The 21061-nt window shown below is 62.0% G+C and carries 19 protein-coding genes; 13 read left to right on the top strand and 6 right to left on the bottom strand.

The genetic code is table 11. From position 1 onward, the window contains the following. Positions 1–75: 75 nt before the first annotated feature. From crcB to MESAU_RS20545, 5 genes are all read left to right on the top strand, one after another. On the top strand, positions 76–450 hold the full coding sequence (crcB, locus tag MESAU_RS20565; protein ID WP_015317968.1) for a fluoride efflux transporter CrcB: 375 nt from the start codon (positions 76–78) through the stop codon (positions 448–450). Positions 451–513: 63 nt separating this feature from the next. After that, a complete protein-coding gene (locus MESAU_RS20560) occupies positions 514–1494 on the top strand; it encodes an RluA family pseudouridine synthase (RefSeq protein ID WP_015317967.1) in 981 nt (326 codons plus the stop codon). A gap of 47 nt (positions 1495–1541) precedes the next feature. Continuing rightward, positions 1542–2414, top strand: coding sequence for a DMT family transporter (locus tag MESAU_RS20555; RefSeq protein ID WP_051041371.1), 873 nt, complete (start codon positions 1542–1544; stop codon positions 2412–2414). 12 nt (positions 2415–2426) lie between these two features. Then, complete coding sequence (locus MESAU_RS20550) at positions 2427–3218, top strand: ATP12 family chaperone protein (RefSeq protein WP_015317965.1); 792 nt, start codon at positions 2427–2429, stop codon at positions 3216–3218. Positions 3219–3395: 177 nt separating this feature from the next. Further along, positions 3396–5285: an MFS transporter gene (locus tag MESAU_RS20545; protein ID WP_015317964.1), complete on the top strand. Its 1890-nt coding sequence runs from the start codon at positions 3396–3398 to the stop codon at positions 5283–5285. Between the two features lie 75 nt (positions 5286–5360). On the opposite strand, the gene MESAU_RS20540 is transcribed toward MESAU_RS20545, so the two are convergent. Beyond that, entirely contained in the window at positions 5361–5555 is a 195-nt protein-coding gene (locus MESAU_RS20540) for a DUF2735 domain-containing protein (protein ID WP_015317963.1), read from the bottom strand. 313 nt (positions 5556–5868) lie between these two features. Here MESAU_RS20540 and MESAU_RS20535 point away from each other — a divergent pair, with 313 nt between their 5' ends. Next, positions 5869–6909 carry a glutamine synthetase beta-grasp domain-containing protein gene (locus MESAU_RS20535; protein ID WP_015317962.1) on the top strand — a complete coding sequence of 347 codons (1041 nt, stop codon included), beginning with the start codon at positions 5869–5871 and terminating at the stop codon, positions 6907–6909. A 663-nt stretch (positions 6910–7572) separates the two neighbouring features. Here the strand turns inward: MESAU_RS20535 and glnA are convergent. Both glnA and MESAU_RS20520 read right to left on the bottom strand, forming a co-directional pair. Next, entirely contained in the window at positions 7573–8982 is a 1410-nt protein-coding gene (gene glnA, locus MESAU_RS20525; protein WP_015317961.1) for a type I glutamate--ammonia ligase, read from the bottom strand. A gap of 67 nt (positions 8983–9049) precedes the next feature. After that, a complete protein-coding gene (locus MESAU_RS20520) occupies positions 9050–9388 on the bottom strand; it encodes a P-II family nitrogen regulator (protein WP_006205430.1) in 339 nt (112 codons plus the stop codon). A gap of 357 nt (positions 9389–9745) precedes the next feature. Between MESAU_RS20520 and MESAU_RS20515 the strand changes: the two genes are divergently transcribed. Then, positions 9746–11293 carry a bifunctional ADP-dependent NAD(P)H-hydrate dehydratase/NAD(P)H-hydrate epimerase gene (locus MESAU_RS20515; protein WP_015317960.1) on the top strand — a complete coding sequence of 516 codons (1548 nt, stop codon included), beginning with the start codon at positions 9746–9748 and terminating at the stop codon, positions 11291–11293. A gap of 12 nt (positions 11294–11305) precedes the next feature. On the opposite strand, the gene MESAU_RS20510 is transcribed toward MESAU_RS20515, so the two are convergent. Beyond that, positions 11306–12838, bottom strand: coding sequence for an acyl-CoA carboxylase subunit beta (locus tag MESAU_RS20510; RefSeq protein WP_015317959.1), 1533 nt, complete (start codon positions 12836–12838; stop codon positions 11306–11308). A 409-nt stretch (positions 12839–13247) separates the two neighbouring features. On the opposite strand from MESAU_RS20510, the gene MESAU_RS20505 reads away from it, so the two are divergent. Continuing rightward, entirely contained in the window at positions 13248–14669 is a 1422-nt protein-coding gene (locus MESAU_RS20505) for a DEAD/DEAH box helicase (RefSeq protein WP_015317958.1), read from the top strand. Positions 14670–14772: 103 nt separating this feature from the next. Here the strand turns inward: MESAU_RS20505 and MESAU_RS20500 are convergent, their stop codons facing one another. Beyond that, positions 14773–15747, bottom strand: coding sequence for an alpha/beta hydrolase (locus MESAU_RS20500; protein ID WP_015317957.1), 975 nt, complete (start codon positions 15745–15747; stop codon positions 14773–14775). A 91-nt stretch (positions 15748–15838) separates the two neighbouring features. Continuing rightward, positions 15839–16660, bottom strand: coding sequence for an SDR family oxidoreductase (locus tag MESAU_RS20495; RefSeq protein ID WP_015317956.1), 822 nt, complete (start codon positions 16658–16660; stop codon positions 15839–15841). A 224-nt stretch (positions 16661–16884) separates the two neighbouring features. Here MESAU_RS20495 and MESAU_RS20490 point away from each other — a divergent pair, with 224 nt between their 5' ends. The 5 genes from MESAU_RS20490 (at position 16885) to MESAU_RS20470 (ending at position 20831) form a co-directional block, all read left to right on the top strand. After that, entirely contained in the window at positions 16885–17919 is a 1035-nt protein-coding gene (locus MESAU_RS20490) for a cysteine synthase A (protein WP_015317955.1), read from the top strand. Continuing rightward, positions 17919–18662 (top strand): alanyl-tRNA editing protein, encoded by a 744-nt coding sequence (locus MESAU_RS20485; protein ID WP_015317954.1) that lies wholly within the window; start codon positions 17919–17921, stop codon positions 18660–18662. The genes MESAU_RS20490 and MESAU_RS20485 overlap by 1 nt, the downstream gene beginning before the upstream one ends. 37 nt (positions 18663–18699) lie before the next feature. Then, on the top strand, positions 18700–19596 hold the full coding sequence (gene sseA, locus MESAU_RS20480) for a 3-mercaptopyruvate sulfurtransferase (RefSeq protein ID WP_015317953.1): 897 nt from the start codon (positions 18700–18702) through the stop codon (positions 19594–19596). A gap of 4 nt (positions 19597–19600) precedes the next feature. After that, on the top strand, positions 19601–20164 hold the full coding sequence (locus MESAU_RS20475; RefSeq protein WP_015317952.1) for a GNAT family N-acetyltransferase: 564 nt from the start codon (positions 19601–19603) through the stop codon (positions 20162–20164). A 199-nt stretch (positions 20165–20363) separates the two neighbouring features. Next, entirely contained in the window at positions 20364–20831 is a 468-nt protein-coding gene (locus MESAU_RS20470) for a DUF1203 domain-containing protein (protein ID WP_015317951.1), read from the top strand. The last annotated feature ends 230 nt before the right edge of the window (positions 20832–21061 follow it).

The raw sequence follows: 21061 nt of genomic DNA, 5'->3' as shown, positions 1-21061 counted from the left end.
CTCTGCCATCCCCGAAGCTGCGTCACCTCGCTCAAGGGATTGACGCCGGCGTCCTCGCGGGGGCAGTAACGTTCTATGTTCAATCTGCTTCTCGTAGCCGTCGGCGGCGGCATCGGCGCCGGCATCCGCCATCTGACCAGCATGGGCGCGCTGCGCCTCGTCGGTCCCAACTATCCCTGGGGCACGATGGCGATCAACATCGTCGGCTCGTTTGCGATGGGGCTGTTCATCGCCATCCTTGCGCGTCGCAGCGGGTCCGATGAGGTCAGGCTGTTCGTTGCTACCGGCATTCTCGGAGGCTTCACCACCTTCTCCGCCTTTTCGCTCGACTTCGCCGCCCTGTGGGAACGAGGCTCGACACTGCCGGCATTCGGATATGCGCTTGCCAGCGTCGTTGGCGCGATCATTGCCCTGTTTCTGGGACTTTGGCTCGCAAGAACCGTTTCATAATGTTATTGCCGCGCCAAGCGCAGGCCAAGAGCCCTGCTCGGGAAACGGATAAGCGAAGAAGACATGGCAGGCGTTGAACAGATCACTGTGGAGGCCGGCGAGGCGGGCATGCGGCTCGATCGCTGGTTCAAGACGCATTTCCCGGGCCTTGGCTTCGGCCATCTACAGAAGCTGCTGCGCTCCGGCCAGATCCGCGTCGATGGCGGCCGGGTCAAGGCCGACACCCGCGTCGAGCCGGGGCAGATGGTCCGCGTTCCGCCGCTCGAGGTGGACAAGAAGGGCGAGAGCGCGCTCACCGGCCACTCGATCCGCAACCAGGGCGACGCCGATGTGCTCGCCAAGATGCTGATCCACGAGGACCCAAAGGTCTTCGTCTTCAACAAGCCGGCGGGCCTCGCCGTTCAGGGCGGCTCCGGCGTTACCCGCAATGTCGACGACATGCTGGAAGCCTGGCGCAGCCAGAAAGGCGAGAAGCCGCGGCTGGTGCACCGGCTCGACCGCGACACGTCGGGCGTGCTGGTGGTGGCCCGCACCAGGCTGGCCGCGATGAAGCTTTCAGAGGCGTTCCGGGCGCGGGAAACCAAGAAGACCTACTGGGCGCTGGTCAAGGGCGTGCCGCCCAAGCGCGAGGACAAGATCTCGACCTGGCTGATCAAGGAGGCTACGCCGGACGGCGACCGCGTGCGCATCGCCGCGCATGGCGAAAAAGGCGCCGACCATGCCGTGTCCTATTATCGCATTATCGAGCAGGCGGCGCAGACCATGACCTGGCTGGAGATGGAACCTTATACCGGCCGCACACACCAGCTTCGCGTCCATGCCGCCCATATCGGCTGCCCGATCATCGGCGATCCGAAATACTTCGAGGCCGACACCAACTGGGATTTTCCTGGCGGCATACAAAACCGCCTGCATTTGCACGCGCGCCGCATCATTATCCCGCACCCGGACAAGGGCGTCATCGACGTCACCGCTCCGATGCCGCCGCATATGCGCCAGAGCTGGAACCTGATCGGCTTCGACGACGCCAGCGCGGAGGACTAACCGTGAGCGGCGCCACCGATGCGCTCGATCGGCGCGACGCGGTCGACATGGCCGCAGCCGCCATCATGGTCGGCCTGACCTTTTCCTGGGGGCTGAACTACGTCGCCGCCAAGATCTCCTATGCAGGCTATGATCCCGTCTTCCTATCGATCGCGCGTTCGGTCATCGGTGGTTTCTGCGTCTTTCTCTGGTGCCGCTGGCGCGGCATTGCGCTGTTCAGCAGGGATGGGACATTGCCGGCGGGCATTGCGGTCGGCGTGCTTTTCGGCGTTGAGTTCCTTTGTCTCTACGTTGGCCTGGAGCATACGACCGTGGCGCGCAATACGCTGCTGGTCAACTCAATGCCGTTCTGGATGCTGATCGGCGGCCATTTCCTGCTCGGCGAACAGATCACCATGCGCAAGTTTCTCGGCCTGCTGTTGGCCTTCGCCGGTCTTGCCACGGTCTTTTCCGACAAGCTCGGCGGTAGCGGAGACATGCTGTTCGGTGATCTCCTGAGCCTCGGTTCGGGGTTTTTCTGGGCCCTGACCAATATCCTTATCAAACGATCAAAACTGGTCGAGGCGAGTGCGGAAAAACTGCTGCTCTATCAACTCGCCGGCGCGGCGATCGTTGGCATGATGGTGCTGCCTCTTGCCGGCCCACCGGTGCGCGATCCGTCCCTGTTGCCGACATTGGCGCTGCTTTTCCAGGCGGTCTATATCGTCGCTTTCACCTATGTGCTCTGGTTCTGGCTGCTGCGCCGCTATCCGGCTTCAGGCTTGTCCAGCTTCACCTTCCTGTCGCCGGTCTTCGGTGTCCTGTGCGGTGCGATCATCTTGAACGAGCCGCTGACCATTCGCATTTTTCTTGCACTTGGCTTGATTGCGGCCGGCCTGATCATCGTCAACCGGCCGGCACGCAAGCTGATACCGGTGTAAGAAAGGCACTTCATGCGTGATATCCTCAACGACCTCGAAGCGGGCAAGTATCTTTCCGATCCGGATCCGGTGCGTCGCGCCCAGATTCAGATGAAGACGCCGCTGCCCAAGCGCTTCTATAAGGAGGTCTCGGTCGCGTCGGCGGAAGGTGGCTTTGCCGTCCATCTCGACGGCAAGCCGGTGCGCACGCCGGGCAAGGCAATGCTGGCGCTGCCGACCGAGGCGGCCGCGACGCTGGTTGCCGGCGAGTTCGCGGAACAGGGCGAGACGATCAATCCGATGACGATGCCGGTGATGCGGCTGGTCAACACCGCCATCGATGGCGTGGCCAGCGATCCGCAGGCGGTGCTGGAAGACATTCTGCGTTTTGCCTCGTCGGATCTGCTCTGTTATCGCGCCGATGCCCCGCAAGGGCTGGTCGAGCGGCAGAACGAGCGGTGGGATCCCGTCATCGACTGGGCTCGCGCAGCACTTGGGGCCCGTTTCAACCTTGCCGAGGGCATCATCCATGTCGAGCAGCCACGCGAAACCATTGCCGTGCTGGGCAGCCATCTGGCGCAACGCGCCGAACCGCTGCGCCTTGCCGCCATCCATGTCATGACATCGTTGACCGGCTCGGCATTGCTGGCGTTGGCGGTCGATTTCGGCGAGCTCGACGGCGAGGAGGCCTGGGCCGCCGGCCATGTCGATGAGGACTGGCAGATCGCACAGTGGGGACAGGACGCCGAAGCCGTCGCGCGCCGCGCCGCTCGCAAACGGGACATGATGGCCGCCGTCAGCTTGCTCGAAGCGCTGCGGGCCTGAGGGCTTCGCTCCGCCTTCGCACTGCACCTAATACGAAAGTCATAATCCCATCGTCGCGGTGCCCTTTCCCCGCCCTTTCTGCCATTTTTCCTGTGTTGGCTGCGTCTTTGAGTCCGCGTTCGGAGGAGAACGCGGACGTCGGCGCACAGCATCGAAGTCTCACGGGAGGATAGCTCTATGGCAATGGCATCGACCGCCGGCGGAACGAGCCGCGGCATGACGCGGGAGGAGAAGAAAGTCATCTTCGCTTCCTCGCTCGGCACTGTTTTCGAATGGTACGATTTCTATCTCTACGGCTCACTGGCGGCTTTCATCGGCTCGACCTTTTTCAGTCCGACCATTCCCGAGGCAACGCGCAACATCTTCGCGCTGCTGGCCTTTGCCGCAGGCTTCCTGGTTCGCCCGTTCGGCGCGCTGCTGTTCGGTCGCATCGGCGACCTCGTCGGCCGCAAATACACGTTCCTGGTCACAATGACGATCATGGGCCTGTCGACCTTCCTGGTCGGTCTGCTGCCCGGCTATGCAACCTTGGGCATCGCGGCTCCGGTGATCCTTATCGTCCTGCGCATGCTGCAGGGTTTGGCGCTGGGCGGCGAATATGGCGGCGCGGCGACCTATGTCGCCGAACATGCACCCGATGACCGCCGTGGCTTCTACACCTCGTGGATCCAGACAACAGCGACGCTCGGCCTGTTCCTGTCGCTGATCGTCATCCTGATCGTACAGGGATCGCTGAGCAAGGAGACCTACGCCGCCTGGGGCTGGCGCATTCCGTTCATCGTCTCTTTCCTGCTGCTCGCCGTTTCGATCTGGATCCGGTTGTCACTCTCGGAGTCTCCGACCTTCCAGAAGATGAAGGACGAAGGCAAGGGCTCAAAGGCGCCGCTCTCGGAAGCCTTTGGTCAGTGGAAGAACGCCAAGATCGCGCTCCTGGCGCTGCTCGGCCTCACCGCCGGTCAGGCCGTGGTTTGGTACAATGGCCAGTTCTACGCGCTGTTCTTCCTGCAGAACGTGCTGAAGGTCGACGCGCAGTCGGTCAACATCATGATCGCCATCGCGCTGGCTATCGGCTCGATCTTCTTCGTCGTCTTCGGCTGGCTCTCCGACAAGATCGGCCGCAAGCCGATCATCATGGCTGGCCTTGCGCTGGCCATCGTCTGTACCTTCCCGCTGTTCAAGGCGTTGACCTGGGCCGCCAATCCGGCGCTCGCCAAGGCTCAGCAGAGCACTCGGGCAACGGTGACGGCAGCTCCCGGCGACTGCAAGTTCCAGTTCAATCCGGTCGGCACGGCGAAGTTCACGACGTCCTGCGACATCGCGACTTCGTTCCTGACCAAGAACTCGGTTCCCTATGAAGTGGTGTCGACGGCAGCGGCCGGGACGCCTGCGTCAGTCAAGATCGGTACAGAGACAGTGGCGTCCTACGATGCGGTCGCCGCCGGCGATCAGGCCAAGGCCAAGGACGCCGCCTTCGTCAAGGCAGTCAACATGTCCTTGCAGGACGGCGGCTATCCGTTGAAGCGAGGGGCGATCAAGGTCGCGGACCAGAAACTCGATGCCTTCATCGCAGCCAATCCTGAACTTAAGCTCGACGCAGCCGCCATCCGCGGCGGCGAAAAGGCAGCGGTGCCGACCGACCAGGCGGTTAAGGACAAGCTCTTGACCGCCGATGAGGCAGCGGGCGCACCCGAGGTCACCGTCTACAACATACCGGGCGGCGGCGCCTTTGCCATGTTCGCCGATCCGGCGGCGGTTAACTGGCCGATGACGATCGGCATCCTGTTCATCCTGGTCCTGTTCGTGACCATGGTCTATGGGCCGATCGCGGCGATCCTTGTCGAGATGTTCCCGACTCGCATTCGCTACACGGGCATGTCATTGCCCTACCACATCGGCAATGGCTGGTTCGGCGGCCTGCTGCCGGCGACGGTGTTCGCGCTCAGCGCCTACAAGGGCGACATCTACTACGGCCTTTGGTATCCGGTGGTCATCGCGGCGATGACGCTGATCATCGGCATGATCTTCGTCAAGGACACGCTCGGCACCGACCTGCACGCCAAGGAATAGTCGGTAGGCCAGAACGAAAAGCCCGGCGCGAGCGATCGCGCCGGGCTTTTTTATTCAAGATCGACGTGGAAGGGTTCAGCCCTTCCGCCGCAGGTCTTCTTCCTCGACGGCGGCCTCGTGGTACCAGCCATCGAAATCGGCGTGCTCGCCGCGAAGCGCGGCAAGCTCTGCCGCGAATTTGGCCTTGGCGCCTAAATTTAAGGCAGACCTGCGCGCTGCCAGCGGGAACATCAGGATTTTCGCCGACGGACGCGATTGCGTGACTTGCATTGCCGGTCTCCCCGCTTTTTCAGGCGCTCGTTGATTCAGCTTTCACCAAAATAGGTCCTGCGATTCATTTAGGCAATATGCCTATGAAAAGATCATGATTTGCCTATGATTTAAGCAATATTGCTGCCTGGATCATCCGCAAGCATTGCTGAGGCGGCTCATTAAAATAATCGCCTGGGCACGATCATTTTGCCGCACCCTGCGAGAGCCGAGTGGCACACGAATTGCTTTTTATCCATCGGCAGGCCGGCCTGTTTCGGCCATGCATCGACATCCGCCTGCTTGCGGTGTCCAAGCAACGAGAGGCTCTAGAATGACCAAATACAAGCTCGAGTATATCTGGCTCGATGGATACACCCCGGTCCCGAATCTTCGCGGCAAGACGCAGATCAAGGAATTCGCTGAGTTCCCGACGCTCGAGCAGCTGCCGCTGTGGGGTTTCGACGGATCCTCGACGCAGCAGGCCGAGGGCCACAGCTCCGATTGCGTGCTGAAGCCGGTCGCGGTCTATCCCGATCCGGCCCGCACCAACGGCGTGCTCGTCATGTGCGAAGTCATGATGCCCGACGGCGTTACGCCGCATGCATCCAACAAGCGCGCCACTATCCTCGACGACGAAGGCGCCTGGTTCGGCTTCGAGCAGGAGTATTTCTTCTACAAGGACGGCCGTCCGCTCGGCTTTCCCGAGAGCGGCTATCCCGCACCGCAGGGGCCGTACTATACCGGCGTCGGCTACTCGAATGTCGGCTCCGTTGCGCGCCAGATCGTCGAGGAACATCTTGATCTCTGCCTCGCGGCCGGCATCAACCATGAAGGCATCAACGCCGAAGTGGCGAAGGGGCAGTGGGAATTCCAGATATTCGGCAAGGGTTCCAAAAAGGCCGCCGACCAGATGTGGATGGCCCGCTATCTGATGCAGCGCTTGACCGAAAAGTACGGCATCGACATCGAATACCACTGCAAGCCCCTCGGCGACACCGACTGGAACGGCTCGGGCATGCATGCCAATTTCTCGACCACCTATATGCGTGAAGTCGGCGGCAAGGCCTATTTCGAAGCGCTGATGGCGGCTTTCGACAAGAACCTGATGGACCACATCGCCGTCTACGGCCCGGACAACGACAAACGTCTGACCGGCAAGCACGAGACCGCGCCGTGGAACAGGTTCAGCTATGGCATCGCCGATCGCGGCGCCTCGATCCGCGTCCCGCATTCGTTCGTCAAGAACGATTACAAGGGCTATCTGGAGGACCGCCGTCCGAACTCGCAGGGCGACCCCTACCAGATCGCCTCGCAGATCCTGAAGACGATCGCTTCGGTGCCGGCGAGCGCAGAGATTTCGGCCGCCGCCTGATCCGTTTTGCGGGCGCTTCAATGCGCGGCAGATGGATGTTCTTGCAGACAGGCCTGGGCGGAAGCGCCCGGGCCTTTCTTTTTACCGACCCGACATGACGCCACGCGCGGTCAGCGTCGTCACCGACTGCCCCGGAGCGGCGAATTCCCCCAAAAAAAGTCAGGTTGAAAAACAACGAGCGGTTTCACCAAAACGAGCGGCTTTGGCTGACGCTCCTTGCCGCTACTCGTCTCGTGCGGTTCCAAGTTTTCATTGAAAAAGCCCGGAAAACAGCCTGTTTCAGCTCGGTTCGTACGCGGCGGTCCTTTATATAAGCCACTGTTCATACATTGAAATCGGCGATTTATGCCTCCGTGTGGCGGCGTTGACAGGCTACGCCGCGGCATGCGTATTCGTGGCCTTGGGGTTACGCCAAGCGATGCTGTTCGAACGGGGCGGGGGTTTCGTGAACGACGGCATTGGCGGGGGCGCCGGACGAGCGGGCATTGCAGCCTGAGGCAGTGTGCCGCTCGCTCCTGGCGATTGATTGCGTCCCCCAAAAAAGCAAGTTGACCATCGTTGCGTGGCTGGCCGCACGCAATCCATAGATGAGCCTTTGGATCAGCAAAAAGCCCTTGAAGGGGAAAACCTTCAAGGGCCTTGAAACATTATTCGAGCGGAATCCTAGACCGAATAGTACATGTCGTACTCGACCGGATGCGGGGTCATTTCGAAGCGCATCACTTCGGCCATCTTGAGCTCGATATAGCTGTCGATCTGGTCGTCGTCGAAGACGCCGCCGGCCTTCAGGAAGCCGCGGTCCTTGTCGAGGCTCTGGAGCGCTTCGCGCAGCGAACCGCAGACGGTCGGGATCTTCTTCAGTTCCTTCGGCGGCAGGTCGTAGAGATCCTTGTCCATCGGCTGTCCCGGATGGATCTTGTTCTTGATGCCGTCGAGACCTGCCATCAGCATGGCGGCGAAAGCGAGGTAGGGGTTCGCGCCCGGATCGGGGAAGCGGACTTCGACGCGCTTGGCCTTTGGTGAGCTGCCGAACGGGATGCGGCAGGAAGCCGAACGGTTGCGCGCCGAATAGGCGAGCAGCACCGGCGCCTCGTAGCCCGGCACCAGGCGCTTGTAGGAGTTGGTCAGCGGGTTGGTGAAGGCGTTGATCGCCTTGGCATGCTTGATGATGCCGCCGATGTAGAACAGGCAGCTCTCCGAAAGACCGGCATATTCATTGCCGGCGAAAGTCGGCTTGCCGCCTTTCCAGATCGACTGGTGAACGTGCATGCCCGAGCCGTTGTCGCCGAAGATCGGCTTCGGCATGAAGGTGGCCGTCTTGCCATAGGCATTGGCGACCTGGTGCACGACGTACTTGTAGATCAGCATCTTGTCGGCGTTGCGGACAAGCGTGTCGAACTTGATGCCGAGCTCGTGCTGGGCGGCTGCCACCTCGTGGTGGTGCTTTTCGACGCGAACCCCCATTTCAGCGAGCACCGTCAGCATCTCGGAGCGCATGTCCTGCGCCGAATCGATCGGCGGCACCGGGAAATAGCCACCCTTGATGCGCGGGCGGTGGCCGAGGTTGCCGGTCTCGTAATCGGTGTCGTCGTTCGACGGCAGTTCCGTCGAATCGAGCTTGAAGCCGGTGTTATAGGGATCGGCCTTGTATTTCACGTCGTCGAACACGAAGAACTCGGCTTCCGGGCCGACATAGATGGTGTCGCCGATGCCTTCCGACTTCATGTAGGCCTCGGCCTTCTTGGCGGTGCCGCGCGGGTCGCGGTTGTAGGATTCGCCCGAGACCGGATCGAGAATGTCGCACAGGATGACCATGGTCGACTGCGCGAAGAACGGATCCATGTGGACGGTGTCCGGATCGGGCATCAGCACCATGTCGGATTCGTTGATGGCCTTCCAGCCGGCGATCGAGGAGCCGTCGAACATGACACCGTCGGCGAACATGTCTTCCTCGACCTCGACGACATCCATGGTGACGTGCTGCAGCTTGCCCTTCGGGTCGGTGAAGCGCAGGTCGACGAATTTCACGTCGTTGTCCTTGATCTGCTTCATGATGTCTTTGGCTGTCGTCATGTCATGTAATCCCTGTGTGCTGACGTTTTTTGATAGATGACGTTTCTTAGAGGATGGCCGGCTCGGATCAAACCGCGTCCATTCCGGTTTCGCCGGTGCGGATGCGCACCACTTCCTCGATGTTGGAGACGAAGATCTTGCCGTCGCCGATGCGGCCGGTCTGGGCCGCCTTGCGGATTGCCTCGATCGCGCCTTCCACGGCATCGTCGCCAAGGACGACCTCGATTTTCACCTTGGGCAGGAAATCGACGACATATTCAGCGCCGCGGTAGAGTTCGGTATGACCCTTCTGGCGGCCGAAGCCTTTGGCCTCGGTCACCGTAATGCCTTGCAGTCCGGCCTCCTGAAGCGCTTCCTTCACTTCGTCCAGCTTGAATGGCTTGATGATCGCTTCGATCTTTTTCATGTAAAAAGTGGCCTCCACTGCCAAAAAAACGGGTTGTGAGCCCCCGCTTGCGCCTCAATCAAGCACGAACTGTGCCAGTCGGAGGGAACAGAAGCGGTGTCATACGATTTCAAAGTCATGTCACGCCCATATGCAAATCCGCGTCATTCGCTGCATCGGAAGCGGCATAGATGGCTGCAGCCTACCCGGCACGACTGTGCATGTCTGCCCAATATTCGGGCAAATTGCTCATCCTGCGGGCAGATCGGTGCCTGCAATCCTCGCGCCGATCGACGTGCTCATGACAGCGCCAACTCCTCCCCGTTTGCGTCGAGCCGAAAACTGGACAATGCTTGATCGAATGCGGATCGGCAATCCATGAGCCACGAACTTCTTACCTCCGCCGAGATGGGCGAGGCGGATCGGCTGACAATTGCAGCAGGTCCAACCGACGGCGTTGGATTGATGCGCCGTGCCGGGCGGGCCGTCGCGACCGAAGTGCTCAGCCGCTATCCCTCGGCAGCGCATGTCCATGTGTTATGCGGCCCGGGCAACAATGGCGGCGACGGTTATGTCGTCGCTCGCATTCTGGCCGGCAGCGGTGTCGCCACCACGGTCTGGACGTCTGGCCCGCCGAGGCCGGGTAGCGACGCGGCAGTCGCCGCCGCGGAATGCCCCATCAAGCCCCGACCGCTATCGGACTTTGATCCCGGTCCCCGCTCGATCGTGGTCGATGCGCTTTATGGGGCAGGGCTGTCCAAGCCGCTGTCCGGCGAAGCCGCCAGGGCGGTCAATCTGGCCGCCAAGCTGCATTTGCGGGTTGTCGCCGTCGACCTGCCTTCCGGCATTTCCGGTGACAGCGGCAAAGTGCTCGGAACGTCGTTTTCAGCAGACCTCACAGTGACCTTCGCGCGCAAGAAACCCGGCCATCTGCTGCTGCCGGGCCGGGAAAGATGCGGCGAGATCGTGCTTGCCGATATCGGCATAGTGGCGGAGATCATCGCAAGGCTGCAGCCCCGCACGTTCGAGAACGGACCAGCGCTTTGGTTGCGCGATTTACCGGTGCCGGCAATCGATGCCCACAAATACAAGCGCGGTCATGTCGGCGTCTTTTCCGGCGGGCCGAACGCCACCGGCGCGGCGCGGCTCTCAGCCCTTGCCGCTGCCCGAAGCGGGGCAGGGGCGGTGACGGTTCTGTCGCCGGGCAACGCCATGCAGGTCAATGCCGCGCACCTGACCTCGATCATGCTGCGCAAGGCCGACGAAGCTGCCGACATAGAAGCATTCGTCGGGGAGCGCCGGCCATCGGCCTTCGTTCTCGGGCCCGGCTTTGGCATCGGCGAAAAAACCCGGGCGTTCGCACTTGCGCTACTCGCGTCGGGCAAGCCGGCCGCGTCCACCGGAATTGACGGCCTGGTCTTCGACGCCGACGCGATCACCTCGTTTCGTGAGGCGCCGGATGTCTTGTTCGAAGCCGCCCGCAGGCCGGACGCGCCCGCGCTGGTGATGACACCGCACGAAGGCGAATTCGCCAGGCTGTTCGCAGATATCGCCGATGACAATGTCTCGTCCAAGCTGGACAAGGCACGCGCGGCGGCAGCGCGCGCCAATGCCGTCATCGTCTACAAGGGCGCCGACACGGTGGTCGCCGCTCCCGATGGCAGGGCGGCGATCAATTCCAACGGCGCGGCCTGGCTTGCCACCGCAGGATCGGGCGATGTGTTGTCCGGCATCACGACCGGACTGCTTGCCCAAGGCATGCCGGCTTTCGAAGCGGCCTGCGCGGCGGTCTGGATCCATGCCGAGACCGGCAGAAGGTTCGGACCGGGGTTGATCGCCGAGGATTTGCCGCTGGCGATGGTGCCGGTGCTGCGCGAACTGGTGGCTGCCGGAGGAGGGCGCTGTTCAACCGCACTTGAGCGATGACCTCGATGCCGTTCACAGCGGGATGTTGTCGTGCTTCTTCCAGGGGTTCTGGATATCCTTGTTGCGCAGCATGCGAAGCGCCCGGGCCATGCGGCGGCGGGTCGAATGCGGCATGATCACCTCGTCGACATAGCCGCGCTCGGCGGCCACGAAAGGCGACAGGAAGCGGTCCTCGTAAGCCTTTGTATGAGCCGCGATCTTTTCGGCATCGCCGATGTCCTTGCGGTAGATGATCTCGACCGCGCCTCTCGCCCCCATGACGGCGATCTGCGCCGTCGGCCAGGCATAGTTCATGTCGCCGCGCAGATGTTTTGACGCCATCACATCATAGGCGCCGCCATAGGCCTTGCGGGTGATCACGGTGATCTTCGGCACGGTCGCCTCGGCATAGGCGAAAAGCAGCTTGGCGCCGTGCTTGATCAGCCCGCCATATTCCTGCGCCGTGCCCGGCAAAAAGCCTGGAACATCGACGAAGGTGACGATGGGAATAGAAAAACAGTCGCAGAAGCGCACGAAGCGCGCCGCCTTGCGGCTGGCGTCGGAATCGAGCACGCCGGCCAGCACCATCGGCTGGTTGGCGACAAAGCCGACGGTCCGGCCTTCGACCCGGCCGAAACCGGTCACGATGTTCTTGGCAAAACTCTGCTGGATCTCGAAGAAATCGCCCTCGTCGGCGACCTTCAGGATCAATTCCTTGATGTCGTAAGGCTTGTTGGCGTTGTCGGGGATCAGCCGGTCGAGCGACATGTCATGGTCGGTGACCGACTGGTAGCATTCGATCTCGGGGATCTCCGACGTGTTGGAAGCCGGCAACAGGTCGATCAGCCGCCGCATCTGCAAGAGCGCCTCGACGTCATTGTCATAGGCGCCGTCGGCGATCGAGGACTTCGTCGTGTGCACCGACGCGCCGCCGAGGCTCTCGGCGGTCACCGTCTCATTGGTCACGGTCTTCACCACGTCCGGTCCGGTGACGAACATGTAGGAGGTGTCGCGCACCATGAAGATGAAGTCGGTCATGGCGGGCGAATAGACGTCACCGCCGGCGCATGGGCCCATGATGACCGAAATCTGCGGAATGACGCCGGACGCAAGCACGTTGCGCTGAAAGATCTCGGCATAGCCGCCGAGGGCTGCCACGCCCTCCTGGATACGCGCCCCGCCGGCATCGTAGAGGCCGATGATTGGCGCACGGTTGCGCAGCGCCATCTCCTGCACCTTGATGACCTTCTCGGCATGGGCTTCCGACAGCGAACCGCCGAACACGGTAAAATCCTTGGCGAAGAGGTAAACGGGACGGCCATTGACCGTGCCCCAGCCGGTGACGACGCCGTCGCCGGCGATCTTGGTCTTCTCCATGCCGAAATCGGTCGAGCGGTGCTCGACATACATGTCGAATTCCTCGAATGAGCCTTCGTCGAGAAACACTTCGATGCGTTCGCGCGCGGTGAGCTTGCCCTTCTTGTGCTGCGCATCGATACGGGCCTGGCCACCACCCATGCGGGCGATGTCGCGCCGCCGCTCGAGTTCCTTCAGCACGTCCTTCATCGTTCGATCCCCAAAATCGGAAGCCGCGTTTGTGGTAATGATGCCGGTCGGGGAGTGCAAGCGTCGGCTTTTTGGCTGGTTTTTGCTGCACCGCAACATCGCGCCCCTTGCATTCCGGGGCGAACTCAGCCATATCCAGCCCATAGGCGCTTGGGCCGGGAGATTCCGGCCTTCTCGACAAATGAGACTGGTTGCGTCTGTTTTCCCTCTTTCCGGTATATCGGCCCTCTTCCGGTACATCACAAAGTGGCGAAAAAGCCCCGTGGCATGAAGCCTGCGGGCACGACAGCGCAGCCGAGTGGACGCACGCGTCCGCCCGCCTTGTCGTTTCATATCAAATTTTCGACGGCAGGTTGCGCCCTGCCGCCATTGACGTTTGCGGCCAGAGGCCGCGTGAAAGAAGATTATTTTGACCAACGAAAACACATTGCCCGGCAACGACACCGCGGAACTCTCCGGTTTCGCGGCGCTGGGAATTACCGGTGCGCTGCTCAAGGCCACCCACAATGCCGGCTTCGCCGAACCGAAGCCGATCCAGATGCAGGCGATCCCGCCGCAGCTGGAAGGCCGTGACATTTTCGGCATCGCCCAGACCGGCTCCGGCAAGACCGCTGCCTTCGCGCTGCCGATCCTGTCGAAGATCATCGCACTCGGCACCAAGCGGCGCGCCAAGACGACCCGCGCGCTCATCCTGGCGCCGACCCGCGAACTCGCGGTGCAAATCGAGGACACCATCAAGATCCTCGCCAAGGGCGCGCATGTCTCGACGGCACTCGTGCTGGGCGGTGTCTCGCGCTTCAGCCAGGTGAAGAAGGTTGCTCCCGGCGTCGATATCCTCATCGCCACGCCCGGCCGGTTGACCGACCTGGTGCGCGAGGGCGACCTCATCCTCTCCGACACCAAATGGCTGGTGCTGGACGAGGGCGACCGCATGCTCGACATGGGCTTCATCAACGACGTCAAGCGCATCGCCAAGGCGACCGCGCCCGATCGTCAGACGGCGCTGTTCTCGGCCACCATGCCGGACGAGATCGCCGAACTCGCCAAGGGCCTCCTGAAGAACCCGGTCCGCATCGAGGTCTCGCCGCAAAGCACCGCGGCGGCAGAGATCGTCCAGGGCGTCGTCTTCGCCCGCACCAAGCAGAAGCGCCAGGTGCTGTCGACGATGCTCGCCGACGAAGCGATGAAGTCCGTCATCATCTTCTCGCGCACCAAGCATGGCGCGGACCGGGTGACCAAGGACCTGGAACGCGACGGCTTCAAGGCCGCCGTCATTCATGGCAACAAGTCGCAGAATGCCCGTCAGAAGGCACTGAATGATTTCCGTGATGGATCGGTGCGCATTCTGGTCGCGACCGACATCGCCGCGCGCGGCATCGACGTGCCCGGCATCAGCCATGTCGTGAATTTCGACCTGCCGGACGAAGCCGAAAGCTATGTCCACCGTATCGGCCGCACCGGCCGCAACGGTATGGATGGCATCGCGATCACGCTCTGCGATCCTTCGGAGAACAGCAAGCTGCGTCAGGTCGAGCGCATCATCCGCACGAAGCTGCCAATCGTTGCCGACCATCTCGGCAGCCCCGATCCCGCACGCAATCCTGCGGAAAAGAACGAGCGCTTCGAACCTGCCAACGATCGCGACCGCAATGGCCGTCGCGACGGCAGGCGGCCGGGCGGCGAGAAGAAGCCGAACAACGGCTTCGGCAAGAAGCGTTTCGGCGACAAGCCGGCCTTTGCCGGTGAGCGCAAGCCGGAAGGTGCAAAACCCTTCAAGGGCAACAACAAGCGCCGCTTCGGCGGCAAGCGTCCGGCCGCACGGGCTGCCTAACGAAACCTCGCGGCAACCGGCCAGTTCCTAACGGTTGCCTGGTGCCGACTACGAATGAAACGGCGGCTGAACATTGCTTCAGCCGCCGTTTTGTCTTCGAACCTCACTTCGCCACCGCTTCGATCCAGACGGCAATCCGTTGCGCCAGGAATGCGGTGGTGGATGGCGATAGCGCGTCGCCGGCAATGACATGGTTGTCTGGATCGCCAGTGCTTTCGATGGGCACCAGCTCATGCGCGGCACCCCAGCGCGCGGCGATCTCACGCGTGCGGTCGGGTCGCACGACCTTGTCTATATCCGAGAAGATGAACAGGGCGGGAATGGTCGCCTTCTCCACCGGCGCGCCATAGGCAAGGTCGGTCAGCGCCTGCATCGGCATCGTCGCGGCGATCGGATATCTGGTGGTCCAGAATTTCTCATGCAGCGCGTTGCGCGGCGCGAAGCTGCGTTCCTTGCCGGCGACGAGTTCGGCGATCTGCTTGCCCCAGGGCATGGTCAGGATCTCGGCGCCGGATGCTTTCACGCCGAAATTGGGCGAGATGAATGCAATGGCCGCCACACCCTCGGATGCCCCGGGCTGCGTCGCTGCCCAGGCCGCCAGCGCGCCGCCGGTCGACGTTGAGATGACGATCACCTTGTCGCCGATTGCCCGGCCGATGGCGAGCGCCTCCTCATAGTCGTTGATCCAGGCGTTGACGCTGCCTTGCGTCATCGCCGCGCCGTCCTGCCCGTGGCCGGTGAGGCGGGTGTAGAACAGGTTGGCGTCGAGCTGGTCGGCCACGTCGTCGGGCAAGGGTCGGATCTCGCCCTTCGATGCGGAAAAGCCGTGGATGTAGACGATCGACAGCGGTGTCTTTGCGTGCACCATTGGGTTGGCCCAGACGATCTCCTTCTCCAGCCCGTCGCGGATACCAGGTACGGCAGCCTCCACTTTTGCCACATAGGCCTGTGGGTCGTCGCCGATGGCGGAAGGATCGAAATGGATCGTGGTGTCGACGGGTACGCGTGCACCCAGTAGGAAGGTCAGTGCAAGGACGGCGATCAGGCCCAGCACAGCAAGCACGATCCGTCGCCCCATCGCAGACTCCACACAACAACATTCAAACTATGGTGGTGGCCATGAACAGGCAACGGCCGTTCAGGCGGCCAAGCCACCAATCCTGTGGGCATTATTTGTTGGGCGGTTTGCGCTCATAATGCAGCGGGCGCGCTTTCCAGCTGGTCGTCAGGCCGATCACCCATCGGCATAGCGGCCTTGGCAGCATGCCGAGAATTTTCAACGGCCAGCTCGTTCTGTACGGGAACGTCACTTCGAAGCCGCCGGATTTGATTCCCCGCACCATGCGGCGCGTCGCGCGGCCGACCGGCATCAGGCCAGGCATCGGCAGCATGTTCTTTTCGGTCAATGGCGTGTCGACAAAACCGGGGTTAATCACCTGGACGCGGATGTTCATCTTGTCGAAATCATATTTCAGCGACTCGGCCAGAATGTTGATAGCCGCCTTGGTACCGCCATAGGCCGCCGTGGTCGGCCAGCCGAAATAGGCGGTCACCGAGCCGACCAGAACGACATGCCCACGCGCGCGCACCCGCATATGCTCGACGACAGGCACCAGCCCATTGATGATGCCGAAATAGTTGACTTCGAAGGAGCGGCGGAAATCCTTGACGACGAGGGACTCTCCGGGTGTCGAGATGTAATTTCCGGCATTGAAGATAGCGAGCACGATCGGCCCGAGGCCGTTCTCGATCGCCGCCACCGTTCTTGCCATGCGCGGCTCGTCGGTGACGTCGCAGGGAAAGGACACGACCTTGCCCGGCATCTGCGCGGTCTCGACGATGAGCGTGTCGATCGGATCGTCGTCCAGCGCTGTCACCGCCACCGCATAGCCTTGTGACGCCAGATCCCTGGCCAGCGAGCGGCCAATGCCGCTGCTGCCGCCGGTGACCCAGGCTACGCCGTGGTTCGGATCGGCCCGATAGAGTGTCATGCTGCGCCTGCCGAGTTGTTGATGTCTTGCTCTAGCGGTGGAGAAATCGAATGAAAAGAGTGCTTCTCGACGCCGGGTGCAAATGAACTGTCCGGTGTCCACCGGTCCCCAGCGACATCCATACACCGCAGCGCCGGAAATGCGACTGGACCAGACGAATTCTTGCCTTGAAACCGAAGCGTTGGGTTTCTAGGGTTTCGGCGCACGCATACAAGGAATCCCGAATGCCCCGTTCAGTGATCGACGCGATCGGCAACACGCCCCTGATCCGCCTCAACAAGGCTTCCGAAGAAACCGGCTGCGAGATCCTGGGCAAGGCCGAGTTCATGAATCCGGGGCAGTCGGTTAAGGATCGCGCCGGCCTGTTCATCATCCGTGATGCCGAACAACGCGGCCTGTTGCTGCCGGGCGGTGTCATCGTCGAGGGAACCGCCGGCAACACCGGCATTGGGCTGACGCTCGTCGCCAAGGCGCTGGGCTATCGCACTGTCATCGTCATTCCGGATACGCAGAGCCAGGAAAAGAAGGACACAATCAGGCTGCTGGGCGCCGAGCTGATCGAAGTGCCGGCCGTGCCTTACAGGAATCCCAACAACTACGTGAAACTGTCGGGACGGCTGGCGGAGCAGATGGCCAGGAGCGAACCGAACGGCGCGATCTGGGCCAACCAGTTCGACAATGTCGCCAACCGCGATGGCCATATCCGCACCACGGCCGAGGAAATCTGGGCCCAGACCGGCGGCAAGGTCGACGGTTTTGTCTCGGCGGTGGGGTCGGGCGGAACGCTGGCCGGTGTCGGGCTCGGATTGAAGGCCAAGAGCAAGAACGTCAAGATCGCGCTCGCCGACCCTCTCGGCGCCGCGCTCTACAGTTTCTACACCAGCGGCGAGCTGAAGTCAGAAGGCAGTTCGATTACCGAAGGCATCGGGCAGGGGCGCATCACCGCCAACCTCGAAGGCTTCACGCCTGACTTCTCCTACCAGATCAGGGATGAGGACGCGCTGCCGATCGTCTTTGACCTGATCCAGGAGGAAGGCCTGTGCGTCGGCGGCTCGACCGGCATCAACATCGCCGGCGCGGTGCGGCTGGCTGCGGAATTGGGTCCGGGCCACACCATCGTGACGATCCTTTGCGACTACGGGACGCGCTACCAGTCGAAGCTATTCAACCCCGAATTCCTGCGCGAAAAGCAACTGCCGGTACCAGGCTGGATGGAATTGCAGAGCAAGATTTCAGTGCCCTTCGAGAAGGTCACGTGATGGCGCACCGGACCGAAGCGCTGTTTCGCGACGACGCCTATCTCCGCACGGCGGATGCCACGGTCGTCGCCATCAATGAGCGCGGCGGCATCATCCTCGACCGGACGATCTTCTATGCCACTTCCGGCGGCCAGCCGGGCGATAGCGGCACGTTGGAGCGTGCCGACGGCAGCCGCGTCGCAATTGCCGCCACGATCACTGGCGAGACCAAGGACGAGATCATCCATGTGCCGTCACCGGAGCAGGCCTTGCCGGAGGTGGGCGAGACGGTGAAGCTCGCCATCGACTGGGAGCGCCGGCATCTGCTGATGCGCATGCACGCGGCTTGCCACCTGCTCACCGTTGTCTGCCCGTTCCCGATCACCGGGGCGGCGGTTTCCGAGGACGACAGCCGTGTCGATTTTGACATTCCAGACGCCAGCTTCATCAAGGAAGAGGTGACCGCCGGCATGATGGATCTGGTGCGGGCCGATCATCCCATCTTCACCAGGCTGATCAGCGACGAGGAATTGGCCGCGAATCCTGGCTTGGTGAAGTCCAAGAACGTCCGACCGCCTGTTGGCACCGGCAAGATCCGTCTGGTCTGCATCGGTGACAATGCCTCGGTGGACAGCCAGCCCTGCGGCGGCACCCATGTGAGGAGCACCGGCGAAATCGGCGAAATCCACATCGGCAAGATCGAAAAGAAGGGCCGGGAGAACAGGCGCTTCCGCATCCGCTTCGGCCCGATGCCGGCGAACTGAACAGACAGACACCATCAAAAGGCGGCAGGAGAAAAGAATGGCCGAAGACAGTCCTTTTACCGTCGATGCGGACTGGCTGCAGGAACGCCTCGGCCAGCCGGGCCTGACGATCATTGACGCCTCCTGGTATCTGCCTGCACAAAGGCGCGACGCGCGCGCCGAGTATGATGCGGCTCACATTCCTGGCGCCCGTTTCCTGGACCAGGACGCGGTTTCGGATCCTGACGCTGCCTTGCCGCATACACTGCCATCCCCGCAGCATTTCGCCCAATATGTCGGCGCGATGGGCGTTTCGGCCGATGATACCATCGTCGTCTATGATGGCCCGGGCTTTTTCTCCGCACCGCGGGCATGGTGGATGTTCCGGATCATGGGTGTCTTCCAGACCTATATTCTGGACGGCGGCTTTGATGGCTGGAAGGCGACCGGCCGGCCGGTAACGGCCGAGCCGACGAAGATCGCGCCAAGCGTCTTTCATGCCGATTTCGACGCCGGTCGCGTCGTCGGTCTGGCCGATATGCGCCGGATTGTCGATACAAAGACAGCACAGATCGCCGATGCCCGTGGGCCGGGCCGCTTCACCGGCAGCGAACCCGAGCCCCGCGCTGGCATCCGCTCCGGCCACATGCCGGGCGCGCGCAATGTGCCGTACTCCGCACTGTCGGAAAACGGCAGGCTGCTGCCGAAGGACCGTTTGCGCAAGGTGATAGAGGACGCCGGTATCGACCTATCCAAACCCGTGGTCACATCCTGCGGCTCCGGCGTCACCGCCGCGGTGGTCACGCTGGCGCTGGAGACGCTTGGCCATACCGACAACAGGCTTTATGACGGCTCATGGACCGAGTGGGGCGGATTGCCCAATACACCAGTCGTGACCGGCCCAGCGACCACCGGCCCTACAACGACCGGCCCAGCAACGACCGGCAAGGAATGAATTGATGGAAAACGGCGTGCTGCAGGACATTGAGGTCACGGTGACTTTTCTCGAAATGCATGCCCCACCGCCCGTCTCGCCGCCGGTACCCTACAACCGTCAGGTCGCACTTCTGAAGACCAGGGACATTCCCTTGCATTTCTATCGCTACCTGATGGACCGGGTGGGACGCAAATGGCACTGGGTGAATGTTCTGAGGCTGAATGACGATGAGCTGTCAGCCGGAATCCACCGCGAGGATCGCGACATCAGGGTGCTCTATCTCGACGGTGCGCCGGCCGGCTTCTTCGATCTCAAGCCGCATCTGCCCGAGGAAGTCGAACTCGCCTATTTCGGCATGATGGAACATGCCACCGGTCAAGGCATCGGTCGCTGGTTCCTTGGTTCGGCGATTGCCGCAGCATGGTCGTATGGGCCGAAAAGGGTGACGGTGCAGACCTGCACGCTCGACCACCCGGCCGCGCTACCGCTCTACCAGAAGCTCGGTTTCAAGCCGGTGGCGCAGAAGAAGGAAGTCGTGCATCCCCTGCCTTTCGCCGAGCGCTCGGCCAGCGTCATGCGGCCGTAAGTTCAGCCGGAATCTGCCGCCGCTTCGATGATTCATCAAGGGATTGTCGAACTGATTAGCCGATTAACGACTTCGTGCCCTCCCGGAGCTCGAAGGGAGGATCCGACATCGGATCGGCTCATGCACGCTTGGCGGGAATCGGGTGGGAAGCACGGCGGCGAGCGCATAGTTTCCGGTCGCCAGTTCCGGAGATCTTACGATGACCATCCAATTCACAGCTCTGCCGACCGAAAATGTCAGGGCGCTGCAGCGCGGCGGCCCCGATGCCTATGGCCGTACGCCCGAGCGGAAAATCTCTGACGGCGACGGGATGCCTTGCCGTCATTGTCTCAGGAATATCGCCGCCGGCGATGTCTATCTCATCCTCGCCTACCGGCCATTTCCAGACCCTCAGCCCTATGCAGAAACCGGGCCGATCTTCCTGCATGCCCAGGAATGCGAGCGTGCCGTCGGGACAAGGGAGCCGCCGGAGATCCTCGACAGCCCGGACTATATCGTGCGCGGCTATGGCGGCGATGATCGCTTCGTCTACGGCAGCGGTGGCATTATCCCGACCGGAGCAATTGCCGCACGAGCCGAGACTTTGTTGGAGCGTGAGGACATTGCCTATGTGCATGTCCGCTCGGCGCGCAACAATTGCTATCAGTGCCGCATCGAGCGCGCATAAGATCAAGGGATTGGCGGCAGAAAGTCTCTGTCGCACTGCTGTCGCATAGACGCGCTAGAAAGCCAGTGTCGATCGATTGGCCGACCGCGGATGAACCGGCGGCAATCTCGATATCGAGGAAGCGGGGCTTTGGCTCCGCTTTTTTGTTGCCCGCGTTCGGCCCTAACGTCTTTCGCCGCAAAAAAGCCCGCCGGCATGGCCGACGGGCTTCGACTGTTTGCCTGGAGGGG

Source organism: Mesorhizobium australicum WSM2073 (assembly GCF_000230995.2).
Classification (GTDB): Bacteria; Pseudomonadota; Alphaproteobacteria; order Rhizobiales; family Rhizobiaceae; genus Mesorhizobium; species Mesorhizobium australicum.
This window is presented reverse-complemented; position numbering and strand designations above follow the sequence as displayed.

Excerpts from the sequence above, each read along its gene's own strand:
- MESAU_RS20545 (WP_015317964.1), top strand. The coding sequence starts at position 3,396 with ATGGCAATGGCATCGACCGCCGGCGGAACGAGCCGCGGCATGACGCGG.
- crcB (WP_015317968.1), top strand. The coding sequence starts at position 76 with ATGTTCAATCTGCTTCTCGTAGCCGTCGGCGGCGGCATCGGCGCCGGC.
- MESAU_RS20520 (WP_006205430.1), bottom strand. The coding sequence starts at position 9,388 with ATGAAAAAGATCGAAGCGATCATCAAGCCATTCAAGCTGGACGAAGTG.
- MESAU_RS20540 (WP_015317963.1), bottom strand. The coding sequence starts at position 5,555 with ATGCAAGTCACGCAATCGCGTCCGTCGGCGAAAATCCTGATGTTCCCG.
- MESAU_RS20470 (WP_015317951.1), top strand. The coding sequence starts at position 20,364 with ATGACCATCCAATTCACAGCTCTGCCGACCGAAAATGTCAGGGCGCTG.
- MESAU_RS20510 (WP_015317959.1), bottom strand. The coding sequence starts at position 12,838 with ATGAAGGACGTGCTGAAGGAACTCGAGCGGCGGCGCGACATCGCCCGC.
- MESAU_RS20500 (WP_015317957.1), bottom strand. The coding sequence starts at position 15,747 with ATGGGGCGACGGATCGTGCTTGCTGTGCTGGGCCTGATCGCCGTCCTT.
- MESAU_RS20475 (WP_015317952.1), top strand. The coding sequence starts at position 19,601 with ATGGAAAACGGCGTGCTGCAGGACATTGAGGTCACGGTGACTTTTCTC.
- sseA (WP_015317953.1), top strand. The coding sequence starts at position 18,700 with ATGGCCGAAGACAGTCCTTTTACCGTCGATGCGGACTGGCTGCAGGAA.
- MESAU_RS20495 (WP_015317956.1), bottom strand. The coding sequence starts at position 16,660 with ATGACACTCTATCGGGCCGATCCGAACCACGGCGTAGCCTGGGTCACC.
- MESAU_RS20535 (WP_015317962.1), top strand. The coding sequence starts at position 5,869 with ATGACCAAATACAAGCTCGAGTATATCTGGCTCGATGGATACACCCCG.
- MESAU_RS20555 (WP_051041371.1), top strand. The coding sequence starts at position 1,542 with ATGGCCGCAGCCGCCATCATGGTCGGCCTGACCTTTTCCTGGGGGCTG.
- MESAU_RS20550 (WP_015317965.1), top strand. The coding sequence starts at position 2,427 with ATGCGTGATATCCTCAACGACCTCGAAGCGGGCAAGTATCTTTCCGAT.
- MESAU_RS20490 (WP_015317955.1), top strand. The coding sequence starts at position 16,885 with ATGCCCCGTTCAGTGATCGACGCGATCGGCAACACGCCCCTGATCCGC.
- MESAU_RS20560 (WP_015317967.1), top strand. The coding sequence starts at position 514 with ATGGCAGGCGTTGAACAGATCACTGTGGAGGCCGGCGAGGCGGGCATG.
- MESAU_RS20485 (WP_015317954.1), top strand. The coding sequence starts at position 17,919 with ATGGCGCACCGGACCGAAGCGCTGTTTCGCGACGACGCCTATCTCCGC.
- glnA (WP_015317961.1), bottom strand. The coding sequence starts at position 8,982 with ATGACGACAGCCAAAGACATCATGAAGCAGATCAAGGACAACGACGTG.
- MESAU_RS20515 (WP_015317960.1), top strand. The coding sequence starts at position 9,746 with ATGAGCCACGAACTTCTTACCTCCGCCGAGATGGGCGAGGCGGATCGG.